The organism is Mycobacterium sp. NGS34 (assembly GCF_059812845.1).
On sequence record NZ_JCALDM010000006.1, the window covers coordinates 236,711 to 258,324 of the forward strand.

The window sequence follows — 21,614 nt, forward strand, 5'->3', positions numbered from 1 at the left end:
GCCAAAAATTTGCATGCCGCGCGTCGGCGCGCCTGCGGGATTAGCGCCCGCCGGACCCATACCGTTCTGTTTGCGCGGAACTACTTGACATAACTCTAACTCTATGGTTGAGGTTGAGGGTTTGCCAAGCGGACACACCGAGTCCCACCAGGGAGGAAGAAGTAATGATGACCCCCCCGCATAACTACCTGGCCGTCATCAAGGTTGTGGGTATCGGTGGCGGCGGCGTCAACGCCGTCAACCGGATGATCGAGCAGGGCCTCAAGGGCGTGGAATTCATCGCCATCAACACCGACGCCCAGGCGCTGTTGATGAGCGACGCCGACGTCAAGCTGGACGTCGGTCGCGACTCCACCCGCGGGCTGGGCGCCGGAGCCGACCCCGAGGTCGGCCGCCGGGCCGCCGAGGACGCCAAGGACGAGATCGAAGAGCTGCTGCGCGGGGCGGACATGGTGTTCGTCACCGCCGGCGAGGGCGGCGGCACCGGCACCGGCGGGGCGCCCGTCGTGGCCAGCATCGCCCGCAAGCTGGGGGCGCTGACCGTCGGCGTGGTCACCCGGCCGTTCTCGTTCGAGGGCAAGCGGCGCGGCAACCAGGCCGAAAGCGGCATTTCCGCGCTGCGGGAGAGCTGCGACACGCTCATCGTGATCCCCAACGACCGGCTGCTGCAGATGGGCGACGCCGCGGTGTCGCTGATGGACGCGTTCCGCAGCGCCGACGAGGTGCTGCTCAACGGCGTGCAGGGAATCACCGACCTGATCACCACGCCGGGCCTGATCAACGTCGACTTCGCCGACGTCAAGGGCATCATGTCCGGCGCCGGCACCGCGTTGATGGGCATCGGCTCGGCGCGCGGCGAGGGCCGCTCGCTCAAGGCCGCCGAGATCGCGATCAACTCGCCGCTGCTGGAGGCGTCGATGGAGGGCGCCCAGGGCGTGCTGATGTCGATCGCCGGCGGCAGCGACCTGGGCCTGTTCGAGATCAACGAGGCGGCCTCGCTGGTGCAGGACGCCGCCCATCAGGACGCCAACATCATCTTCGGCACCGTCATCGACGACTCGCTGGGCGACGAGGTGCGCGTCACCGTCATCGCCGCCGGCTTCGAGGCCAGCGGGCCGGGACGCAAGCCCGTCATCGGGGGCAGCGCCGCGGACAAGTCCGGCGCGCACCGGATCGAGTCGGCGAAGGCCGGCAAGCTCACGTCGACGCTATTCGAGCCCGTCGACGCGGTGAGCGTGCCGGTGCACACCAACGGCGCGACCTTGAGTATTGGCGGCGACGACGACGACGTCGACGTGCCGCCGTTCATGCGCCGCTGACGCCGTGCGCGTGGCACAGGAACGGCCTGGCTTTCCGGATACTGGTCACGTGAGCTTTCGCATTCGGCGGGTGACCACCACCCGGGCGGGCGGGGTCTCGGCGCCGCCGTTCGACACCTTCAACCTGGGCGACCACGTCGGCGACGACCCGAAGGCGGTGGCCGCCAACAGGTCCCGGCTTGCCGCCGCCCTCGGCCTGAGTGTCAAGGGGGGTGCCGACCGGCTCGGCCGAGATCGGATCGTGTGGATGAACCAAGTCCACGGCGACCGGGTCGAGGTGGTCGACGGGCCGCGGGACACCCCGCTCGACGGCACCGACGCGCTGGTGACCGCCACCCCGCGATTGGCGCTGGCGGTGGTGACCGCCGACTGCGTGCCCGTGCTGCTGGCCGACGCGCGCGCCGGCGTGGTCGCCGCCGTGCACGCCGGTCGCGTCGGCGCGGCGCGGGGAGTGGTGGCGCGCGCCGTGGAGGCGATGCTGAAGCTGGGCGCGCAGGCCGGCGACATCTCGGCACTGCTCGGGCCGGCGGTAAGCGGTCGCAACTACGAGGTGCCCGCCGCGATGGCCGACGAGGTCGAGGCGGCGCTGCCGGGCAGCCGGACCACCACCGCGTCCGGCACTCCCGGACTGGATCTTCGGGCCGGAATCGCTTGCCAGCTAAGGGGTTTGGGCGTCACGGCGATCGACGTCGACCCCCGCTGCACGGTGTCCGACCCGGCGCTGTTCAGCCACCGCCGGGGCGCGCCGACCGGTCGGCTGGCATCGCTGGTCTGGATGGAGTGACCACCATGGCGGTGGACATGCCGGCCGGGCAAGACCGCGAAACGGAATTGACGCACGCATTGGCGGCGGTTCGTTCGCGACTTGCGGCGGCCGCGGAAGCCGCGGGCCGCAATGTCAGCGAAATTGAACTTCTCCCCATTACCAAATTCTTTCCAGCAACCGATGTAGCGATTTTGTCTCGATTGGGTTGTCGCTGCGTTGGCGAATCTCGCGACCAGGAAGCCGCGGCGAAGGTCGCCGAAGTCGCGCGGTTGGCCGCGAGTTCGGCGCTTGCGGACTTACCGAATATGCACTGGCACATGGTCGGCCGCATTCAGCGCAATAAGGCGCGGTCGCTGGCCAACTGGGCGCACACCGCCCACTCGGTCGACAGCACGCGGCTGGTGACCGCGCTCGACCGGGCGGTGTCGACGGCCCTGTCCGAGGACCGCCGGCGCGAGCCGCTGCGCGTCTACGTCGAGGTCAGCCTGGACGGCGACGTGTCCCGCGGCGGCGTCGACATCACCGGGCCCGGCGCCCTCGATCAGGTCTGCGCGCAGGTCGCGGACTCCAAGAGCCTGAAACTGCTCGGCCTGATGGGCATCCCGCCATTGGATTGGGACCCGGGGCGGGCCTTCGACCTGCTGCGATCGGAGCACCGCCGGGTGCTCGAGTCGCACCCCGAGGCGGTGGGCCTGTCCGCCGGCATGTCCAACGACTTCGAAATCGCCGTAAAACATGGTTCGACATGTGTGCGTGTCGGTACCGCGCTATTGGGTCCGCGGCGGCTACCGTCACCGTGAGTAGTCACTGTAGTCACACCTTCATCACAGACACCAATAATCCCAGGGGCTAGAAGGGTTTAAGCGATGAGCACACTGCACAAGGTCAAGGCGTACTTCGGTATGGCTCCGATGGAGGACTACGACGACGAGTACTACGACGACCGCGCGCCCTCCCGCGGTTTCCCCCGTCCGCGCTTCGACGAGGGATACGGCCGATTCGACGGGCGCGACTACGACGACCCGCGCGGCGAGCCCGCCGACTACCCGCCGACCGGTGGCTACCGCGGCGGCTACGCCGACGAGGGGCGCTACGGCCCGGTGCATCCGCGCGAGTTCGACCGTCCCGAGATGAGCCGCCCGCGCCTCGGGTCGTGGCTGCGGAATTCCACCCGCGGCGCGCTGGCGATGGACCCGCGCCGCATGGCGATGCTGTTCGAAGAGGGCAGCCCGCTGTCCAAGATCACCACGCTGCGTCCCAAGGACTACAGCGAGGCGCGCACCATCGGCGAACGGTTCCGCGACGGCACCCCGGTCATCATGGACCTGGTGTCGATGGACAACGCCGACGCGAAGCGGCTCGTCGACTTCGCCGCCGGCTTGGCCTTCGCGCTGCGCGGCTCGTTCGACAAGGTCGCGACCAAGGTGTTCCTGCTGTCGCCCGCCGACGTCGACGTCTCGCCCGAGGAGCGCCGCCGGATCGCCGAAACCGGTTTTTACGCTTACCAATAGGCGCACCCGGCCCGCCGACTGGCAGGTCAGCGTCGGTGAGGTGTGTGCCCGCACCTCGGAATCGGTACGCTGGCGGCTGATATTCGGGTCATCTCATCGGTAAGGTCGGGGCTCCAGTTGGTGCTGTTCTTTCAGATCCTTGGGTTCGCGCTGTTCATCTTCTGGCTGCTGCTGATCGCCCGGGTCGTCGTCGAGTTCATCCGTTCGTTCAGCCGCGACTGGCGTCCGACCGGCATCACGGTGGTGATTCTCGAGATCATCATGTCGATCACCGACCCGCCGGTGAAGCTGCTGCGGCGGTTGATCCCGCAGCTCACCATCGGCGCGGTCCGCTTCGACCTGTCGATCATGGTGCTGCTGTTGGTCGCGTTCATCGGCATGCAACTGGCATTCGGCGCCGCGGCGGGAGCCGCGCCGTGACCGTGGCCGTGACCGCGGCGACCAAGCCGGGAGACGGTTCGGCCACGTTTTAGCGTCGGTTCGGCGGCCGCGATTTAAAAACTTTAAGGGTTTGGATTTTATTGGTCTTAGTGTTTGAAATTGGTTCTTAATTATTGGGCTAATCGGCTACCGCCGGGTCTGGTGTGACAGGATGGACGGCAGTTGCACGACGGCAACCACTCCGTTCTACACTTTCCAGATCGTTTGACAGGAACTCGAGGGGACGAACAATGCCGCTTACACCAGCCGACGTCCACAATGTGGCGTTCAGTAAGCCGCCGATCGGCAAGCGCGGTTACAACGAAGACGAGGTCGACGCCTTCCTCGACCTGGTGGAAAACGAGCTGACGCGGCTCATCGAGGAGAACTCCGATCTGCGTCAACGCATCGAGGAGCTGGACCGCGAGCTGGCCGCCGGTGGTGGCGGCGGCGCCGCCCAGCCCACCCAGGCGATTCCCACCTTCGAGCCCGAACCCGAGCCGGTCAAGCCGGCGCCGGTCGTGGCGGCCCCGCCGCCCCCGGCCCCCGCGGCCTCCGCGGGCACCAACGAGGAGCAGGCCCTCAAGGCCGCCCGGGTGCTGAGCCTGGCCCAGGACACCGCCGACCGGCTCACCAGCACCGCCAAGGCGGAATCCGACAAGATGCTCGCCGACGCCCGCGCCAATGCCGACCAGATCCTCAGCGAGGCCAAGCACACCGCCGAGACCACGGTCGCCGAGGCCCGGCAGCGCGCCGACGCCATGCTGGCCGACGCCCAGAGCCGCTCGGAGACGCAATTGCGGCAGGCCCAGGAGAAGGCCGACGCCCTGCAGGCCGACGCGGAACGCAAGCATTCCGAAATCATGGGAACCATCAACCAGCAGCGCACCGTGCTCGAAGGCCGCCTCGAGCAGCTGCGCACGTTCGAACGCGAATACCGCACCCGCCTCAAGACCTACCTCGAATCCCAGCTCGAGGAGCTCGGCCAGCGCGGGTCGGCGGCACCCGTCGACTCCAGCGCCGACGCCGGCGGGTTCGAGCAATTCAATCGGGGTAATAACTAGCCTGGCAGCCGTGCCGGGTACTCGCCAAGCCACGACGCGGCACACTAACCTGCACTAGACCTGGCAGTCCCGCTCGTCGCCTGGAGGATGGCCGATGCTGATCGTTGCGCTGGTACTCGCCCTGATCGGGCTCGTCGCGTTGGTGTTCGCGGTCGTCACCAGCAACGAGTTGGTCGCCTGGGTGTGCATCGGCGCCAGCGTCCTGGGCGTGGTGCTGCTGATCATCGACGCCCTGCGGGAACGCCAGCGGCGCGACGCCGAGCCCGAGCCCGAAGAAGAAACCGGGGACAAGGACGCGTTGGTCGACTACCCCGAGGAGGCCGCGGACGAGGGCGAACAGCCCGCCGCCGCCGAGGACACCACCGCCGGCGAGTCGTCGCAGGGGCTCGAAACCAGCGAAGAGTCGGCGGTCCCGGGCGAGGACCGCGCAACCTAACCGTCAGCGGGTCGGCGTATTGAGCAGTTCGCGGACCTCGTCGTCACTGACCTGGTGGAAATCGGCGTAGACCTGCCCGACGGCTTCGAAACCGGGCGGCATGGTCACGCACACCACCTGGTCGGCTTCCTGCCCGATCTCGCGACACGTCGACGGGGGACCGACCGGCACCGCGACGACGATCGACTGCGGCCCCGCGGCCCGCAGGGCCCGGACGGCGACCAGCATGCTGGCGCCGGTGGCGATCCCGTCGTCGACCAGGATCACGATCTTGCCGCGCGGGTCGGCGATGGGGCGGCCACCCCGATAGGCCTGTTCGCGCCGGTGCAGTTCGGCCGTCTCGCTGGCGATCACCTCGCGCAGCTGCTCGTCGGTGATGTGCAGGCTGGACACCACGTTGTCGTTCATCACCACCGCACCGCCGCTGGCCAGCGCGCCCATCGCGAGCTCCGGCCAGCGCGGCACCCCGAGCTTGCGGACCAGGAACACGTCGAGCGGGGCGTGCAGCGCGGCCGCGATTTCCCACGCCACCGGGACGCCGCCGCGGGCGAGCCCGAAAACCAGTAGATCGTCCTTGCCGCGGTAGGACGCCAACTGCTCGGCGAGCACGCGGCCGGCCTCGCGGCGGTCGCGGAACGTGCGCGTCGCCGTTCGCCGAAGAAAGCCGCTCGGTGGGGTCATTGGTCGCATTCGGAGGCTGCTGGCTTTTACCAAGCCTACGTGCGACGTCGAGAATCTCGAAGAAGGCCGTCGGGCCGGATTTTGGCGGTGAGATTGATCACTCGGATAACCTTGTGTGCGAGGGGAATTGGCGGCGACACGAGAGGAATCGCGAAATGGGTCGGCGCACCTACACGTCCTACAGCATCGCGTGCGCGGTGGTGTGGGCTGTCATCTTGATCGGGGTTTCGGCGGTGGCCGGCGCGGATACCCGGCGCACGTTCCTGTTGGTCGGCCTCGGATGGGGGATCGGCTGGCTGTCGGCGACGATCGCCAGGGCCGTCTACCCGCCGCCCAGGCGGCATATCCGGTCGTAGTCCGTGCTGCGCTCGACTCGCTCTAGTGTCGGCCGTCACCGTACTGCAAGGGCATGATTCGCGCGGAACGGTCGATGGCGTGCCAGTCCCGCCTGGCGAGCATTCGTAGTCCGGGGAGTGGCTTGTTTCCTCTCTGCTTCGTCGGGTTTGAGCCGCGGGTGAGGACGCATGACCCGACCCCGCGCTCAGGCAGCCTACGATGAAATGTGTTGTGTGTACTAGCGTTTGAGCAACGACTCGGCGTTGAGGATGCCGGCGGCCAGGATCTCGTCGGACAGCGCTCGGTCCGAGACCGCGCGGGCCAGTTGCAGGGTGCCGACCAAGACGGTGATCAAACCTAGCGCTTGGGCGCGTGCGCTCGATAGATCGCGCGGACAGATTTTCGCGGCGATCTGATCGACGATGGATTGCATTCCCTGCGTGTATGTTTCGCGAACCGTGTCGTTGCAACGCACGATCTCGTCAAGCAGGGCGGCGTTCGGGCAGCCCGATTCGGGGTCGTCGCGGTGATGCGGTGACAGGTAGTCGCGGATGTAGTCCTCGATCGCCGACCGTTCCGGCGGCAACGCGCTCAGCGTGTCGAGCTGCACGCGTAGTTGGTCGGCCACCACGTGGGCCACCAGGTCGTCCTTGGATTCGAAGTGCGCGTAGAACGCGCCGTTGGTCAGTCCGGCATCGGACATCAGCGTGGCGATACCGGAGCCGTCGATGCCACCCCGTTTGAACCGCTCGCCGGCCGTGCCGATGATCCGCTTCCGCGTCGCGGCTTTGTGCTCCGGCTCGTAACGCGCCATGGGCGGCCTCCCAGTTGTCTTCGGAATCTCGTGCTTGACCGACGCTACCACTTTAGCTTACGGTCATAATAGTATGATCGTAAGTCAATCCGCGTTCGCCCCCGGAAGGCCTACCTGATGACCACCGCGCACGACCCGCTGACAGAAGTTCCCACCGAAAGGCGCACCGTGAGGACGACCTGGAAAGACGCACCGACCCGAACCGTCAACGTAAACGGCGTGAGCTTCGCCTACCGCGAACTCGGAACCGGCACAGGCGTTCCGGTGGTGTTCCTGCATCACCTCACCGCCGTCCTGGACGACTGGGACCCACGCGTGGTCGACGGCATCGCCGCCCACCGCCGCGTCATCGCCTTCGACAACCGCGGCGTCGGCGCCACCGGCGGCTCCGTGCCGACCACCGTCGAACAGATGGGCACCGACGCCATCGCGTTCATCCGCGCCCTGGGCCCCGAACAGGTCGACCTGTTCGGGTTCTCCCTCGGCGGCGGGGTCGCGCAGGTGGTCGCCCTGCAGGCACCGCACCTGGTGCGCCGCATCATCCTGGCCGGCACCGGTCCGCGCGGCGGCGGTGGCATCGACAAGATGGCCACCATCGTCGGAGCCGCCTACCTCAAAGCGGCCCTGACCCGCAGCGACCCGCGTGACTTCCTGTTCTTCCCCCGAACCCCCGTAGGCAAACGCGCCGCAGCCGACTATCAGCAGCGGCTACGGGAGCGCACCACAGGCCTCGACAAGAAAATCTCTCTGCAAGCCCGCGTCGCCCAGATCAAAGCCATCCGCCACGCCGGTCAGAGCCAGCCCGACGACCTCTCGGTGATCACCCAGCCCGTCCTGGTGGTCAACGGAGACAACGACCTGATGGTCGCCAGCGAACACTCCGCCGACATGGCACGCCGGCTGCCCAACGCCCAGCTGGTCATCTACCCCGACTCCGGGCACGGAGGCGTGTTCCAGCACCACCGCGAATTCGTCCCCGCCGCACTGCAATTCCTCGCCGACTAACATCCACCCACAATTCTGAGGAGACCACTCATGGCCACCAATCGTCAGCACCCGAACACCGTAACGTCCTACAAGGACGCACCGACGCGCACCGTCACCGCCGAGGGGGTCACCTACGCCTACCGCGAACTCGGAGCCACCGGCGGCATCCCCGTCGTCTTCCTCGTGCACCTCGCGGCGACGCTGGACAACTGGGATCCCGCCGTCATCGACCCCATCGCCGCCCATCACCACGTCATCGCCTTCGATAATCGCGGCGTCGGGGCCTCCACCGGAAGCGTGCCCGACACCGTCGAAGCGATGGCCGACGACGCCTACACCTTCATCACCGCGCTGGGATACGACACCGTCGACCTCTTCGGTTTCTCCCTGGGCGGCATGGTCGCCCAGGCCCTCGTGCTCAGGCACCCCGACCTGGTCCGCAAGCTCATCCTGACCGGAACCGGACCCGCCGGCGGCAACGGAATCGACAAGGTCGCCGGCACCACGTACTACGACTCGCTGCGCGCCACCCTCACCCTCAAGGACCCCAAGGAGTACCTGTTCTTCAACCGCGACGACACCGGCAAGCGCGCGGCCCGCGCGTTCGTTGAACGCCTCAAGCAACGCACTACGGACCGCGACGCCAAGATCGCCGTCAAAGCCTTCCAAACCCAACTCAAGGCCATCAAACGGTGGGGACGCTCCACCCCCGCCGACCTGTCGCGCATCACCAAGCCCACACTCATCGCCAACGGCGACAACGACCGCATGGTCCCCAGCGTGCTCTCCGAGGACATGCACCGACGAATCGCCGGATCCGAACTAATCATCTACCCAGACTCCGGCCACGGCGCGATCTTCCAGTACCACCGCGAATTCGGCGACGCCGCAATCAAATTCCTTGCATAGGGGCCAAGGTCCACCGGATCCGCCGCCAGACCCGTCCGATGACGCGCCCTCGGCCGTTTTGGTGCGGCAATTTCGCTCGCCCCAGTCGTCGGATGTGTGTTCGCGGCTTCGCCGCTCAACACCCTGCATCGGCGTGTGATCGCGGCTTCGCCGCTCAACACACTCCATCGGCTCGGAAATGAATGCGAGCATTCATTTCGCTCGCCTCAGTCGTGTACCGGATGTGTGATCGCGGCTTCGCCGCTCAACACACTCCTTCGGCTCGGAAATGAATGCGAGCATTCATTTCGCTCGCCTCAGTCGTGTGTCCGAGGGGGGACTTGAACCCCCACGCCCATTAGTAGGGCACTAGCACCTCAAGCTAGCGCGTCTGCCATTCCGCCACTCGGACAAGACCAACGAGAGTTGGCAGCTAAGGCTATCGGATCGGCCCGCGCGGACCCAAGTTAGCTCGCCGCGGGCCGGGGGTTCCACCCCGAGCCCGGCGGCCCCGGCAGTGGTAGGAAAGGTGGTTGTGACCTCTCACACCGAGCCGCCGACCAGTCCCCGCGACGATGTGGCCGAGGTCGTCAGCCGGTTGATCCGGTTCGACACCACCAACACCGGCGAACCCGAGACCACCCGCGGCGAGGCCGAGTGCGCGCAGTGGGTCGCCGAGCAGCTCCAAGAGGTCGGCTACCTGCCGCAATACATCGAGTCCGGCGCCCCCGGCCGCGGCAACGTGGTCGCCCGCCTGAATGGCGCGGACAGCTCGCGCGGTGCGCTGCTGATCCATGGGCATCTCGACGTGGTGCCGGCCGAGCCTGCCGATTGGACCGTGCACCCGTTCTCGGGCGCGATCCGCGACGGCTTCGTCTGGGGCCGCGGCGCGGTCGACATGAAGGACATGGTCGGCATGATGCTCGTGGTCGCCCGGCAGTTGAAGCGGGACCGCATCGTGCCGCCGCGCGATCTGGTGTTCGCGTTCGTCGCCGACGAGGAGCACGGCGGCCACTACGGGGCGCAATGGTTGGTCGACAATCGGCCGGAGCTGTTCGACGGCGTCACCGAGGCGATCGGCGAGGTGGGCGGGTTCTCCCTGACCGTGCCGCGCCGCGACGGGGGAGAGCGTCGCCTCTACCTCATCGAGACGGCCGAGAAGGCGATGTCGTGGATGCGGCTGAGCGCCCAGGGCCCGGCCGGGCACGGGTCGATGGTGCACGACCAGAACGCCGTCACGGCCGTCGCCGAGGCGGTGGCCCGGCTCGGCCGGCACCAGTTTCCGCTCGTGGTGACCGACACCGTCGCGCAGTTCCTCGCCGCAGTCAGCGAGGAGACCGGGCTGAGCTTCGACATCGAGTCGGACGACCTGGCGGGCACGATCGACAAGCTCGGCCCGATGGCCCGCATGCTCAAGGCCGTGCTGCACGACACCGCCAACCCGACGATGCTCAAGGCCGGGTACAAGGCCAACGTCATCCCGGCGACGGCGGAGGCGGTGGTGGACTGCCGCATCCTGCCCGGTCGCAAGGCGGCGTTCGAGGCCGAGGTCGACGAGCTGCTCGGCCCGGCCGTGACCCGCGAATGGATCAGGGACCACCCGTCGTACGAGACCAGCTTCGACGGCGAGCTGGTCGACGCCATGAACGCCGCCGTGCTGGCCCTCGACCCCGACGGCCGGACGGTGCCCTACATGCTGTCCGGAGGGACCGACGCGAAAGCCTTCGCGCGCTTGGGCATTCGCTGTTTCGGCTTCAGCCCGCTACGGCTGCCGCCGGATCTGGATTTCGCCGCGCTGTTCCACGGCGTCGACGAACGGGTACCCATCGACGCGCTGAGGTTCGGCACCGACGTGCTGGCACACTTTCTAACGCACTGCTAATGACGACACGAGAGGACCGCTCCATGAGCCTGCCGCCCGATCCGTATGACGCGCTGCCCAAGCTGCCGTCGTTCAGCCTGAGTTCGGACTCGATCACCAACGGGCAGCCGCTGGCCACCCCGCAGGTCAGCGGGATCATGGGCGCCGGCGGCGAGGACGTCAGCCCGCAGCTGACCTGGTCGGGGTTCCCGGAGGAGACCCGCAGCTTCGCGGTCACCGTCTACGACCCGGACGCCCCGACGCTGTCCGGGTTTTGGCACTGGGCGGTGGCCAACCTGCCCGCGAACGTCACCGAGCTGCCCGACAATGCCGGCGACGGCAACGAGTTGCCAGGCGGCGCACTGACTTTGGTGAACGACGCCGGCATGCGCCGCTACGTCGGCGCCGCGCCGCCGCCGGGCCACGGCCCGCATCGTTACTACGTCGCGGTGCACGCCGTGGACGTCGAGAAGCTCGACCTGCCCGAGGACGCCAGCCCCGCGTTCCTCGGGTTCAACCTGTTCCAGCACGCGATCGCGCGCGCCTACATCTACGGGACCTACGAGCAGAAGTAGCCCGCGCGTTCGCGAAACTGCAGCTGCCGACAGGCCCACTCGGGTAACGCGTCGGCAGTTGCACTCTCGCGGCAGGGACTAGCCGATGGGTGTGATTGCCGCGGCGATCGCTTCCGGAATGGTGTTGAACAGCGTCGGGAACAGGCCGCCGAATTCCGTGCCGCCGAGGGTGGCATTGATCGGAATAGTTATGCCTGCGACGCCGGCGGGGATCGTGACCGTGAGCGGTTCGGGCGGCGTGAGAAGCCCGTCGAAGGGGACATGGGCGATCGCCGGCAAAGTGAGGGAGCCCAGCAGCGGGGTCGACACCGTGATCGGCAACGGCAGGTCCACGATGAGTTGGCCGTTGAGGAAGCCGTTCGCGGCATAGGCGGGCATATCGCCGATCGCGTTCAGCATTCCCAGGACGTTGCCGGCCTGCGCGGCCGCACCGAAAGCCGTTGCCCCCTGGGCGATTCCGTTCGCCATGGCGAACGGCGGGCCCAGGATCGCGAAGCCCAGCTGCAACGGCAACCCGAAGATCGCGGTGCCGGCCAACGTGCCGGCGGGCGGTATGCCACCGATATTCACCGCGAAGTTCGCGGTGACGTTCGCGTTGACCAGGGTGTCGACCGCGTTGGCGAGGTTGCCGAGCATCATTCCGGGAATGGACCCGTGCGGGACCAGGCTCGCGACGCCGACCGGCTGCTGTCCGATGGCCGAAAGGATGGGCAGCAACTCGGCGGCCGGACCCTCCAACCCGACGGGCCCCGCGATGTTCAGCGCGAAGTTGGGCGGGATGAGGCTGGTGATGCTGCCGCCGATCGCCAGGTGGCTGGTGTCGAATCCGGTGATGAAGAGATCGATCGGCGCGTGCGCCGCGTCCTGCACCGCGGCGTAGTAGTTGCCCAGGGCTATCGCGTCCCGAGCCTCCGACATGTCGCGGAGCGCGGCCGGCAATGTGCCCTGCAGGTCCGTGCCCATCTTGGCCAGCGACGAGCCGACGGTTCCCCATAAGCCGGTGGTGCCACCGACGAAGTCCTCGCCGATGGCCACCGGGTTGAAGGTCGACGCGCCCTGGATGGCGAGTTGAATGTTCGCCGGCACGTTCGCGGGGAAACCCTGCAGGCCGGTCGCGAACCCACTAGCCAAGATCTGCGCGTAGTGACTCTGGTTGGCGATGATCTGACTCATGATCGGGAACGGATGGGTCGCGAACTGCGCGCCCATCAGGTTCAGATTCAGCGCCGCCGTCTCGAAGAGGACGGTGTACGGGTTGGGGTAGGGGGCCGCGCCCGACGGCATCGGTCCGAACAGCGCCGGCAGCAACCCATTCAGCAAAGGTTGGAGTCCCTGCAGCAGCGGCACGTCCTGGAAGAGCCCGGTGCCGAGGCCCAGCAGGTTGGACAGGGTTATGCCGTTGGCGAGTTCGTTGGACAGGAAGTTGCCCAGGTCGAGGCCGACGCCGTTGAGTGTCGGGCCCAGCAAGGCGCCGAGCGGCCCCGAGGTGAGGCTCAGGCCGGGGGTCAAGTTGCCGAGGTTTATCGGCCCGAAGAAGTCGCTCAGGGTGGGGAAGGCGTTGAGGATCGCCGGGTTGAAGAAGAGTGCGCCCAAGCCGTTGGCGAATTGGCTGCCGATGGTGTTGAGGGGGGCGAAGATTTGGCTCAACCCGCTGCCCAGGCCGCCGAGCAGCCCGCCCCCTCCGGTCCCCAGGCCGAGCAGACCGTCGAGCCCACCGAGCAGGCCGCCGCCGCTGCTCGAGCCGCCCAAGAGCCCCCCACCGAGCAGGCCGCCCGAACCGAGCAGGCCGCCCGAGCCGAGCAGCCCGCCGAGGATCGGGGTGGACGCGGCCGCGCCGCCGGCGGCAAAGCCGCCGATCAAGGCCTGCTCAGCATTGGCCAGCTCGGTGCTGAGGTAGGCCGCCGCACCGCCGTTCAACACGCTCACAAACTCGTTGTGAAACGCCGCCGCCTGGGCGCTCATCGCCTGGAATTGCTGCCCGTACGTGCCGAACAGCTCCGAGATGGCGAGCGACACGTCATCGGCGGCAGCGGAGGTGATGGCGGTCGTCTGGCCCGCCGCGGCCGCGGTGGCCTCCCGTAATGAGGAACCGATGCCCGCCAGGTCCCCGGCGGCGGCGCCCACCGTCTCCGGCGCAGTGACTACAAAGGACATCGTTGTCTCCCCTCGAAGACTCCCCATTGGCCCGATAACGTCACACCAGTCACAATGTCGACCGAATGTGACGTACTAAACGTGTTTCTAACAGCTTGTTCTACAAATGCACAACCCCCCGGATTGGCAAGGCGGCCAACTCAATTAATTGACACACGCCCAATAGGGTGGTCTATCCCGTCTCCCCAAGCCGGTCCGAGCTGCCCACCGCGTCGCTAAGCGACGCGAATCCGCCTTCATGCAGTCGGCGGGCGATGCCATCGTGAATGTGCTTGGGCCACAAGCCTCCTCCGTAGATGAACCCGGTGTAGCCCTGCAGCAGCGACGCGCCCGCGGTGATCCGTTCCCACGCGTCGTCGGCCGTCTCGATGCCCCCCACACTGATGAGCACCAGGCGATCGCCCACCCGGCCGTAGAGCCGGCGCAGCACCTCCACGGCCCTGCGCGCCACCGGCGGCCCCGAGATGCCACCAGCGCCAAGCTTTTTCACCCCCGGGGTGCTCAGGCCCTCCCGCGACACGGTGGTGTTGGTGGCGACGATGCCGGCCAGGCCCAGCTCGACGGCCAGGTCGGCGATGTCGTCGACGTCGGAATCGGAAAGGTCGGGTGCGATCTTGACCAGCACCGGCGTCGACGTCGTCGAGGCCTCCAGCAGGACGCCCTGCAGGATTGGCCGCAGCGACTCCACCGCCTGCAGGTCACGCAGCCCCGGCGTGTTCGGCGAGCTGACGTTGACCACCAGATACGACGCGAGCGGCGCGACCAGCCGGGCGCTGGCCCGATAGTCGCCGATGGCGTCGGCGGCCGAGACCGCCTTGGTCTTGCCGATGTTGACGCCGACCGGCACGCCGGGCTTGCGGTGGGTGAGGCGGATCGCCAGCGCGCCGGCGCCGCGGTTGTTGAACCCCATCCGGTTGAGCAGGGCCCGGTCGGCGGGCAGCCGGAACAGGCGCGGGCCGGGGTTGCCGGGCTGGGGCTGCGCCGTGACGGTGCCCACCTCGGCGTACCCGAAACCCAGCGCGCCCCAGGTGAGCAGGCCCTTGCCGTCCTTGTCGAAGCCGGCGGCCAGGCCCAGCGGTCCCGGGAAGCGCACCCCGAACACCGTGCTGGCCAGCACCGGGTCGGTCGGGCCGAGCCGTCGGTGCAGCAACCGCCGCGCGACGGGCAGGAGTGTGGCGCCGCGCAGCAGCGCGAACACCAGCGTGTGAATGCGCTCGGGCGGAAAGAGGAACAACAGCCGGCGGGTCAGCCGGTACATCACAATTCCGGTTGGTCGGGCCGTCGGCTATCCAGACGAGATTTCTTGCGGCGCAACAACACCCGTCGGCTGCCGTCGTTGTAGAGCCGCACCCGGGTGAGTTCCCAGCCGCGGTATTCGGCCTCGATCGACAGCCGGATGGACGCGCTGACCCGCGTCACCTCGGGCGGCAGGCGCAGCGGGATCCATTCGTACTCGTCGGACATGTCCGCTTCCCAGCCCGCGGGCAGCCGACTCCACCGCGGTGCGGGCCTGGTCATGGCGCACCCCGCGCGTGCTCGATGATCTGGACGCCCGCACCCGACCCCGACACCACGTACAAGGTGCCCGACGCTTCGTCAAAAGCCAGCGAGTTGGGTTGCTGCACGGTTGGGTATCGCACCCTTTCGACGGGAATTCCGGTTGACAGATCGTAACCAATGACGACGTTCGACGCGGCGAGGGACACCCAGGCCAGCTCGCGGGAGCCGGCCAGGCCGTAGGGGGACTGCCACACCGGGAAGGCCTGGCGCAGGATCAGCGGGTCGACGCCGTACACCAACAGCTGTCCGCCGCGGGTGTCGGCGACCAGGACGCGGCCCAGCGGGTCGGCGGCCAGGGTGGTGGCGCCCTCGCCGGCCCGCAGCGCCTGCTCGGCGCGGCCGTCGGCACCGATCGTCGTCACCGAGGTCTGGCCCCGATCCAGCACCACCGTCGTATTCCCTTGTGTGGCAAGGGCGTCCACGCGCGCGAAGATCTTGTTGCGGCTGCTGATGGTGGCGCTCTTGACCGAGGCCGGTGTCCGGGAGGCGAAGGTGTAGACGGCGCCATCGGCGGTGCCCAGCACCAGCGTGCCGTCGGCGCGCTGCGCGACCGCGGTGAAGTCGATCTGCTGAGCATTGGCCACGGGCACCCGGGTTGCCTCACCGGCGGACAGGTCGACCGTGATGTAGCCACCGCGGGTGGCCAGGAAGGCCGTCCCCCGGCCGTCGCCGGTCAACGCGGTCGCCGGGCCCGGCAGCTCGACCACGCGCGGCGGGGCCTGCGGATCACCGAATTCGGTGAGGGTGGCGGGCGCGTCCGGGTCGGCGCCGGGCGCGAGGACCGCCAGTTGACGGGTGGCGTTGTCAAAGATTGCCGCCGCGGCGTGGCCGGCCAGCGGGCGCACGGTGCCGGCGGGGTTCTGAGAAGCCGGTGGGGAGGCCGCGGCCCGGGCGGGTTCGATCGTCGGCGGCGCGGTTGTGAGCGGATTGCTCGAGCAACCGCCGCAGACCGTGACCAACGCCAGCAAAGACGACAGGACAACAAACCTGTGCTGAGCCCAACCCCTATATCGTCGCAGCAATTATTTTCCCTCGCGTCACCAACATGAAAGTCAAATTTTAGGGAACGGTTTCGCATCCAATATGGCCATGTTGCCTGCATGGGGTCGGACTGGAGAGGTATGGTCGCGTCATGACCGTCATCGTTGACCGGCATATCGCAGACAAAGAGTTTGCTGTCGAGGATATCTCGACGGGAATCTTTGCCAGTGGGTACGGGCAACTCGGGGATGGGCGCAGTTTTTCCTTCCACATCGAACACCGATCGCTCGTCGTCGAAATCTACCGGCCACGCCTTTCCGGCCCCGTTCCGCAGGCCGAGGACGTGGTCGCCCGGGCGATCCGCGGCCTCGTCGACATCGACCTCACCGATGAGCGCAGCCTGACCGCCGCCGTACGCGACTCCATCGCGCACGCGCTGCCGGTGTCGCGCTAGCGGACCAGCCACGCCCCCACCGAGTACGGTCGTCCTGGTGACCGTCATCCTGCTCAGGCACGGCCGCTCCACCTCGAACACCGCCGGCGTCCTGGCCGGACGCTCGGAGGGCGTCGACCTCGACGACAAGGGCCGCGAGCAGGCCGCCGGCCTGATCGACCGGATCGGCGACCTGCCGATCCGAGCGGTGGTCACCTCTCCGCTGCTGCGCTGCCGGCGCACCGTCGCGCCGCTGGCCGAGGCGCTGTGCCTCGAGCCGCTGATCGACGAGGAGCTCGCCGAGGTGGACTACGGCGACTGGACGGGCCGCAAGATCGGCGAGCTGACGAAAGAGCCGTTGTGGCGGGTGGTCCAGGCCCACCCCAGCGCCGCGGTGTTCCCGGGCGGCGAGGGCCTGGCGCAGGTGCAGGCGCGCGCGGTCGCGGCCATCCGCGGGCACGACCGGCGGCTGGCCGCAGAACTTGGCGAAGCAGACGGCGCCGACGCGCTCTGGGTGGCCTGCACCCACGGCGACGTCATCAAGTCCGTCGTCGCCGACGCGTACGGCATGCACCTGGACGGCTTCCAGCGCGTCACCGCCGACCCGGGGTCGGTGACCGTGATCCGCTACACCCCGCTGCGGCCGTTCGTGTTGCACGTCAATCACACGGGCGCGAAGCTGTCCGCCGCGTTGCGGGCGGGGCCCCCGGCGAAGGACGAGTCCAAGGGTGATCAGGCTCACGATGAGTCGAAGGGGGAGTCGCAAAGCGGGCCGGCCGAAGCCGTGCCGACGAGCGACGCGGTGGTCGGCGGCTCGACTGATTAGTTTCGCTGGGGCGGGGCAATCGAATCGCACGGCAACGGCAACAGCCGGTATTTTGGAGGTGCCATGGCCCGCGCAATTCACGTCTTCCGCACGCCCGACCGCTTCGTGGCCGGGACCGTCGGCCAGCCCGGAAATCGCACGTTTTACATACAGGCCGTGGGCGATTCGCGGGTGGTCTCGGTGATCTTGGAGAAGCAACAGGTCGCGGTGCTCGCGGAGCGCATCGGCGCGCTGCTGCTCGAGGTGAACCGGAGGTTCGGCACGCCGGTCCCGCCGGAGCCCGCCGAGATCGACGACCTCAACCCGTTGATCACCCCCGTCGACGCGGAGTTCCGGGTCGGGACCATGGGCCTGGGCTGGGATTCGGAGGCGCAGACGGTGGTGGTCGAGCTGCTGGCCGTCACCGACGCCGAGTTCGACGCCTCGGTGGTGCTCGACGACACCGAGGAGGGTCCCGACGCGGTGCGGGTGTTCCTGACGCCCGAGTCGGCGCGCCAGTTCGCCACCCGCTCCAACCGCGTCATCTCGGCGGGCCGTCCGCCGTGCCCGCTGTGCGACGAACCGTTGGACCCCGAGGGCCACATCTGCGCGCGCACCAACGGTTACAAGCGCAGCGCGCTGCTCGGGCCCGACGATGAACCAGAGGAATAACGAGCAGCGTGCGGTGCTGCGGGACGGCGAGCTGACGGTCCTCGGACGCATCCGGTCGGCCAGCAACGCCACCTTCCTGTGCGAATCGACGCTGGGCGAATCCAGCGTGCACTGCGTCTACAAACCGGTCTCCGGCGAGGCGCCGCTGTGGGATTTTCCGGACGGAACACTGGCCGGCCGCGAACTCGCCGCGTATCGGATCGCGACGCAATTGGGGTGGAACATCGTGCCCTACACCATCATTCGACACGGGCCGGCGGGCCCCGGCATGCTGCAGCTGTGGGTGGAGCAGGCCGGGGACGCGGCCGACTCCGACCCGCCGCCGGGTCCCGATCTGGTCGACCTGTTTCCCGCCAACAAGGTGCAGCCGGGCTACCTGCCCGTGCTGCGGGCTTACGACTACGCCGGCGACGAGGTCGTCCTGGTCCACGCCGACGACATCCGGTTGTGGCGGATGGCGGTGTTCGACGTGCTGATCAACAACGCCGACCGCAAGGGCGGCCACGTCCTGCGCGACCTCGAGGGCCACATCTACGGCGTCGACCACGGGGTGTCCCTGCACGTGGAGAACAAGCTGCGCACCGTTTTGTGGGGCTGGGCGGGCAAGCCGATCGACGACAACACCTGCGAGGCGATCGACGCGCTCGCCGAGGCCCTCACCGGCGCGTTCGCCGACGAACTGGCCGAGCACATCACGCGGGCCGAAATCGCGGCGCTGCGCGGGCGCGCACTCGCGCTGCTGGACAACCCGGTCATGCCCGCGCCCAACCGGCACCGCCCCATTCCGTGGCCGGCGTTCTAAACCAGCCCCCGTCGTCGGCGATACTGAACCGGTGACGAGCGGCCCGGACGAGATGACGGACGCCGCCTTGGCCGCCGATCTCGCCGCCGACGCGGGGGAGCTGCTGCTCAAGGTGCGCGACGAGGTCGGTTTCGGCCATCCGTGGGCGCTCGGCGACGCGGGGGACAGCCTGGCGAACGCGCTGATCCTGCGCCGGCTGCGGGCCGAGCGGCCCGGTGACGCGGTGCTCAGCGAGGAGGCCTACGACGACCTGTCGCGGGTCAATCACGACCGGGTGTGGATCATCGACCCGCTCGACGGCACCCGCGAGTTCTCCACGCCGGGCCGCGACGACTGGGCGGTCCACATCGCGCTGTGGCAGCGCCCCACCGACGGGCAGCGCGAGATCACTGACGCGGCCGTGTCCCTGCCCGCCCGCGGGAACACGGTCTACCGCAGCGACACCGTGACCGCCGACTCCGCGCGCACCGGCGTCCCCGCGACCATCCGGATCGCGGTCAGCGCCACCCGGCCGCCGGCGGTGCTCTACCGCATCCGCCAGACGCTGCACATCCAGCCGGTCGCGATCGGATCGGCGGGCGCCAAGGCGATGGCCGTCATCGACGGCGACGTCGACGCCTACGTGCACGCCGGCGGCCAGTGGGAGTGGGACTCGGCGGCCCCGGCCGGGGTGCTGATGGCCGCCGGCATGCACGCGTCGCGGCTCGACGGGTCGCCGCTGCGCTACAACCAGCTCGACCCGTACCTGCCCGACTTCGTCATGTGCCGCGCCGAGCTGGCGCCGATCCTGCTGGGCGCCATCCGGCAGGAATTTCGCTGATCGCATGCGCGTTTAGAGTCGACGTTATGCAGACGTGGTCTTCCGCACAGGTCCCGGTGGTGCCCGGGCGCGGCCCGGAGCTGCGGCTGTACGACACCTCCGACCGGCAGGTGCGTCCGGTGGCGGCGGGCTCCCAACCTGGTTCGAAGGCCACCATGTACGTCTGCGGCATCACGCCCTACGACGCGACGCACCTGGGTCACGCGGCCACCTACCTGGCGTTCGACCTGGTCCACCGGCAGTGGCTGGACCTCGGCCACGACGTGCACTACGTGCAGAACGTCACGGACATCGACGACCCCCTCCTCGAGCGCGCCGAGCGCGACGGCATCGGCTGGCGCGAGCTGGGCGACCGGGAGGTCGCCCTGTTCCGCGCGGACATGACGGCGCTGCGCATCCTGCCGCCGCGGGAGTACGTCGGCGCGACGGAGGCGATCGCCGAGGTCGTCGAACTCGTCGAGAAGATGCTGGCGTCGGGCGCGGCGTACGTCCTGGAGGGCGAATATCCGGACGTCTACTACCGGGCGGACGCCACAGTCCAGTTCGGCTACGAGTCCGGGTATGACCGCGACACCATGCTGGCGCTGTTCGCCGAGCGCGGCGGCGACCCGGGCCGCCCCGGTAAGACCGACGAGCTCGACGCCCTGTTGTGGCGCGCGGCGCGGCCCGGCGAGCCCAGCTGGCCTTCCCCGTTCGGCGACGGCCGGCCCGGCTGGCACGTCGAGTGCGCGGCGATCGCGCTCAGCCGCATCGGCAGCCCCGTGGACATCCAGGGCGGCGGCAGCGACCTGATCTTCCCGCACCACGAATTCACCGCCGCCCACGCCGAATGCGTGCGCGGGGAGCGGCGGTTCGCCCGCCACTACGTGCACGCCGGGATGATCGGCTGGGACGGGCACAAGATGTCCAAGAGCCGCGGCAACCTGGTTTTGGTGTCGGAGTTGCGCGCGCAGGGTGTTGAGCCGGCGGCGATCCGGCTGGGGCTGCTGGCCGGGCACTACCGTGCGGACCGGTCCTGGAGCCCCCAGGTGCTCGACGAGGCGACCGAGCGGCTGCGGCGCTGGCGGGAGGCGGCCGCGCTGCCCGCCGGCCCGGACGCCACCGACGTCGTCGCCCGGGTGCGCCAATATCTTACCGACGACCTGGACACGCCGAAAGCCCTTGCCGCGCTGGATGGTTGGTCGACCGACGCGCTCGAGTACGGCGGCCACGACGCCGGGGCGCCGCAGCTGGTGGCGACCGCGGTCGATGCGCTGCTGGGAGTGCAGCTGTAGGAATCGTTGCGGCGCAGGTTTTATCAGCCCACGAAGTCGCGTTCGGACGAACCGGAGCCGGTGTTTTGCCCGCGGGCTGCATCGATGGGATCGTCGATCGTAGCCACGCCATCGCCGGACGCTTCGTGAACCTCCAGGGCGAAACCCAGTTGCGCAATGAGTTTTGGGACTGTTCTCTGATACCAGAGTGCCTTCAACATGGCCAGGTCAGAATCGTTCTTGAGGCCAAAGGAAAGACTCAGCATGTCGTCGACGTCGCTGGCGGCCTCGGCTTGTCCAACCGCGAGCCTTTCTTCGATCTCGGCAATGCGGCGTGCCCTGCTACTAGTTCGCGGACGAGTGTCCATACGATGGCAGCCGGATCCAGGCGAAACGAGCCTGCGCTAGGCCCGTCAGGCATGCTCATCGCGTCCAATCCCTCTTCGCTAGGTGGTGCCGCGACGCTGAGCAGATTC

At 68.4% G+C, this 21,614-nt stretch carries 24 protein-coding genes, 1 tRNA gene and 1 pseudogene; 18 read left to right on the forward strand and 8 right to left on the reverse strand.

All coding sequences use genetic code 11. The annotated features are described in order from the left end of the window. Positions 1 to 167 precede the first annotated feature (167 nt). The 7 genes from ftsZ (at position 168) to AC5Y7V_RS17280 (ending at position 5,516) form a co-directional block, all read left to right on the forward strand. Positions 168 to 1,319: a cell division protein FtsZ gene (gene ftsZ / locus AC5Y7V_RS17250; RefSeq protein WP_499881242.1), complete on the forward strand. Its 1,152-nt coding sequence runs from the start codon at positions 168 to 170 to the stop codon at positions 1,317 to 1,319. 49 nt (positions 1,320 to 1,368) lie between these two features. Beyond that, positions 1,369 to 2,103: a peptidoglycan editing factor PgeF gene (pgeF, locus tag AC5Y7V_RS17255; RefSeq protein ID WP_499881243.1), complete on the forward strand. Its 735-nt coding sequence runs from the start codon at positions 1,369 to 1,371 to the stop codon at positions 2,101 to 2,103. 5 nt (positions 2,104 to 2,108) lie between these two features. Further along, the gene (locus AC5Y7V_RS17260) at positions 2,109 to 2,885 is read left to right on the forward strand and encodes a YggS family pyridoxal phosphate-dependent enzyme (protein ID WP_499881404.1); all 777 of its coding nucleotides are present in this window, start codon (positions 2,109 to 2,111) and stop codon (positions 2,883 to 2,885) included. A 66-nt stretch (positions 2,886 to 2,951) separates the two neighbouring features. Beyond that, a complete protein-coding gene (locus tag AC5Y7V_RS17265) occupies positions 2,952 to 3,596 on the forward strand; it encodes a cell division protein SepF (protein WP_499881244.1) in 645 nt (214 codons plus the stop codon). A 117-nt stretch (positions 3,597 to 3,713) separates the two neighbouring features. Further along, positions 3,714 to 4,016 (forward strand): YggT family protein, encoded by a 303-nt coding sequence (locus tag AC5Y7V_RS17270; RefSeq protein ID WP_499881245.1) that lies wholly within the window; start codon positions 3,714 to 3,716, stop codon positions 4,014 to 4,016. A 251-nt stretch (positions 4,017 to 4,267) separates the two neighbouring features. After that, on the forward strand, positions 4,268 to 5,080 hold the full coding sequence (wag31, locus tag AC5Y7V_RS17275) for a DivIVA-like cell division protein Wag31 (RefSeq protein ID WP_499881246.1): 813 nt from the start codon (positions 4,268 to 4,270) through the stop codon (positions 5,078 to 5,080). A 94-nt stretch (positions 5,081 to 5,174) separates the two neighbouring features. After that, positions 5,175 to 5,516, forward strand: coding sequence for a hypothetical protein (locus AC5Y7V_RS17280; RefSeq protein WP_499881247.1), 342 nt, complete (start codon positions 5,175 to 5,177; stop codon positions 5,514 to 5,516). A gap of 3 nt (positions 5,517 to 5,519) precedes the next feature. Here AC5Y7V_RS17280 and AC5Y7V_RS17285 read toward each other — a convergent pair. Further along, positions 5,520 to 6,236 (reverse strand): annotated as a pseudogene (locus AC5Y7V_RS17285) (phosphoribosyltransferase); the annotation flags it as partial. Between the two features lie 116 nt (positions 6,237 to 6,352). On the opposite strand from AC5Y7V_RS17285, the gene AC5Y7V_RS17290 reads away from it, so the two are divergent. Continuing rightward, a complete protein-coding gene (locus tag AC5Y7V_RS17290; RefSeq protein WP_499881248.1) occupies positions 6,353 to 6,553 on the forward strand; it encodes a hypothetical protein in 201 nt (66 codons plus the stop codon). 218 nt (positions 6,554 to 6,771) lie between these two features. Here the strand turns inward: AC5Y7V_RS17290 and AC5Y7V_RS17295 are convergent, their stop codons facing one another. Next, positions 6,772 to 7,347: a TetR/AcrR family transcriptional regulator gene (locus AC5Y7V_RS17295; RefSeq protein WP_499881249.1), complete on the reverse strand. Its 576-nt coding sequence runs from the start codon at positions 7,345 to 7,347 to the stop codon at positions 6,772 to 6,774. A 117-nt stretch (positions 7,348 to 7,464) separates the two neighbouring features. On the opposite strand from AC5Y7V_RS17295, the gene AC5Y7V_RS17300 reads away from it, so the two are divergent. Together AC5Y7V_RS17300 and AC5Y7V_RS17305 are read left to right on the forward strand one after the other, a co-directional pair. Continuing rightward, on the forward strand, positions 7,465 to 8,352 hold the full coding sequence (locus AC5Y7V_RS17300) for an alpha/beta fold hydrolase (protein ID WP_499881250.1): 888 nt from the start codon (positions 7,465 to 7,467) through the stop codon (positions 8,350 to 8,352). A 30-nt stretch (positions 8,353 to 8,382) separates the two neighbouring features. Continuing rightward, on the forward strand, positions 8,383 to 9,243 hold the full coding sequence (locus tag AC5Y7V_RS17305; RefSeq protein WP_499881251.1) for an alpha/beta fold hydrolase: 861 nt from the start codon (positions 8,383 to 8,385) through the stop codon (positions 9,241 to 9,243). Between the two features lie 305 nt (positions 9,244 to 9,548). Here the strand turns inward: AC5Y7V_RS17305 and AC5Y7V_RS17310 are convergent. Beyond that, a tRNA-Leu gene (locus AC5Y7V_RS17310) sits at positions 9,549 to 9,634 on the reverse strand. Positions 9,635 to 9,757: 123 nt separating this feature from the next. Here AC5Y7V_RS17310 and AC5Y7V_RS17315 point away from each other — a divergent pair. Both AC5Y7V_RS17315 and AC5Y7V_RS17320 read left to right on the forward strand, forming a co-directional pair. After that, entirely contained in the window at positions 9,758 to 11,104 is a 1,347-nt protein-coding gene (locus tag AC5Y7V_RS17315) for a M20/M25/M40 family metallo-hydrolase (protein WP_499881252.1), read from the forward strand. 23 nt (positions 11,105 to 11,127) lie between these two features. After that, a complete protein-coding gene (locus AC5Y7V_RS17320) occupies positions 11,128 to 11,658 on the forward strand; it encodes a YbhB/YbcL family Raf kinase inhibitor-like protein (RefSeq protein ID WP_499881253.1) in 531 nt (176 codons plus the stop codon). 78 nt (positions 11,659 to 11,736) lie between these two features. On the opposite strand, the gene AC5Y7V_RS17325 is transcribed toward AC5Y7V_RS17320, so the two are convergent. The 4 genes from AC5Y7V_RS17325 to AC5Y7V_RS17340 all read right to left on the reverse strand — a co-directional run bounded on the left by AC5Y7V_RS17325 (position 11,737) and on the right by AC5Y7V_RS17340 (position 16,340). After that, positions 11,737 to 13,812 carry a PE family protein gene (locus tag AC5Y7V_RS17325; protein ID WP_499881254.1) on the reverse strand — a complete coding sequence of 692 codons (2,076 nt, stop codon included), beginning with the start codon at positions 13,810 to 13,812 and terminating at the stop codon, positions 11,737 to 11,739. 172 nt (positions 13,813 to 13,984) lie between these two features. Continuing rightward, the gene (locus tag AC5Y7V_RS17330) at positions 13,985 to 15,070 is read right to left on the reverse strand and encodes a quinone-dependent dihydroorotate dehydrogenase (RefSeq protein WP_499881255.1); all 1,086 of its coding nucleotides are present in this window, start codon (positions 15,068 to 15,070) and stop codon (positions 13,985 to 13,987) included. Next, complete coding sequence (locus AC5Y7V_RS17335) at positions 15,070 to 15,330, reverse strand: DUF5703 family protein (RefSeq protein WP_499881256.1); 261 nt, start codon at positions 15,328 to 15,330, stop codon at positions 15,070 to 15,072. The genes AC5Y7V_RS17330 and AC5Y7V_RS17335 overlap by 1 nt, the downstream gene beginning before the upstream one ends. Next, complete coding sequence (locus AC5Y7V_RS17340; protein WP_499881257.1) at positions 15,327 to 16,340, reverse strand: YncE family protein; 1,014 nt, start codon at positions 16,338 to 16,340, stop codon at positions 15,327 to 15,329. Before AC5Y7V_RS17340 ends, AC5Y7V_RS17335 begins: the two co-directional genes overlap by 4 nt. A gap of 164 nt (positions 16,341 to 16,504) precedes the next feature. Between AC5Y7V_RS17340 and AC5Y7V_RS17345 the strand changes: the two genes are divergently transcribed. The 6 genes from AC5Y7V_RS17345 (at position 16,505) to mshC (ending at position 21,159) form a co-directional block, all read left to right on the forward strand. Further along, positions 16,505 to 16,807: a hypothetical protein gene (locus tag AC5Y7V_RS17345; RefSeq protein ID WP_499881258.1), complete on the forward strand. Its 303-nt coding sequence runs from the start codon at positions 16,505 to 16,507 to the stop codon at positions 16,805 to 16,807. Between the two features lie 37 nt (positions 16,808 to 16,844). Next, positions 16,845 to 17,612 carry a histidine phosphatase family protein gene (locus AC5Y7V_RS17350; RefSeq protein ID WP_499881259.1) on the forward strand — a complete coding sequence of 256 codons (768 nt, stop codon included), beginning with the start codon at positions 16,845 to 16,847 and terminating at the stop codon, positions 17,610 to 17,612. Positions 17,613 to 17,675: 63 nt separating this feature from the next. Continuing rightward, positions 17,676 to 18,263, forward strand: coding sequence for a DUF3090 domain-containing protein (locus AC5Y7V_RS17355; RefSeq protein ID WP_085101624.1), 588 nt, complete (start codon positions 17,676 to 17,678; stop codon positions 18,261 to 18,263). Beyond that, the gene (locus AC5Y7V_RS17360) at positions 18,247 to 19,065 is read left to right on the forward strand and encodes an SCO1664 family protein (RefSeq protein ID WP_499881260.1); all 819 of its coding nucleotides are present in this window, start codon (positions 18,247 to 18,249) and stop codon (positions 19,063 to 19,065) included. The genes AC5Y7V_RS17355 and AC5Y7V_RS17360 overlap by 17 nt, the downstream gene beginning before the upstream one ends. Positions 19,066 to 19,117: 52 nt before the next feature. Next, positions 19,118 to 19,885 (forward strand): 3'(2'),5'-bisphosphate nucleotidase CysQ, encoded by a 768-nt coding sequence (locus AC5Y7V_RS17365; protein ID WP_499881405.1) that lies wholly within the window; start codon positions 19,118 to 19,120, stop codon positions 19,883 to 19,885. 26 nt (positions 19,886 to 19,911) lie between these two features. Further along, the gene (mshC, locus tag AC5Y7V_RS17370; RefSeq protein ID WP_499881261.1) at positions 19,912 to 21,159 is read left to right on the forward strand and encodes a cysteine--1-D-myo-inosityl 2-amino-2-deoxy-alpha-D-glucopyranoside ligase; all 1,248 of its coding nucleotides are present in this window, start codon (positions 19,912 to 19,914) and stop codon (positions 21,157 to 21,159) included. A gap of 23 nt (positions 21,160 to 21,182) precedes the next feature. Here mshC and AC5Y7V_RS17375 read toward each other — a convergent pair whose 3' ends face one another. Next, a complete protein-coding gene (locus AC5Y7V_RS17375; RefSeq protein WP_499881262.1) occupies positions 21,183 to 21,506 on the reverse strand; it encodes a hypothetical protein in 324 nt (107 codons plus the stop codon). Positions 21,507 to 21,614 lie beyond the last annotated feature (108 nt).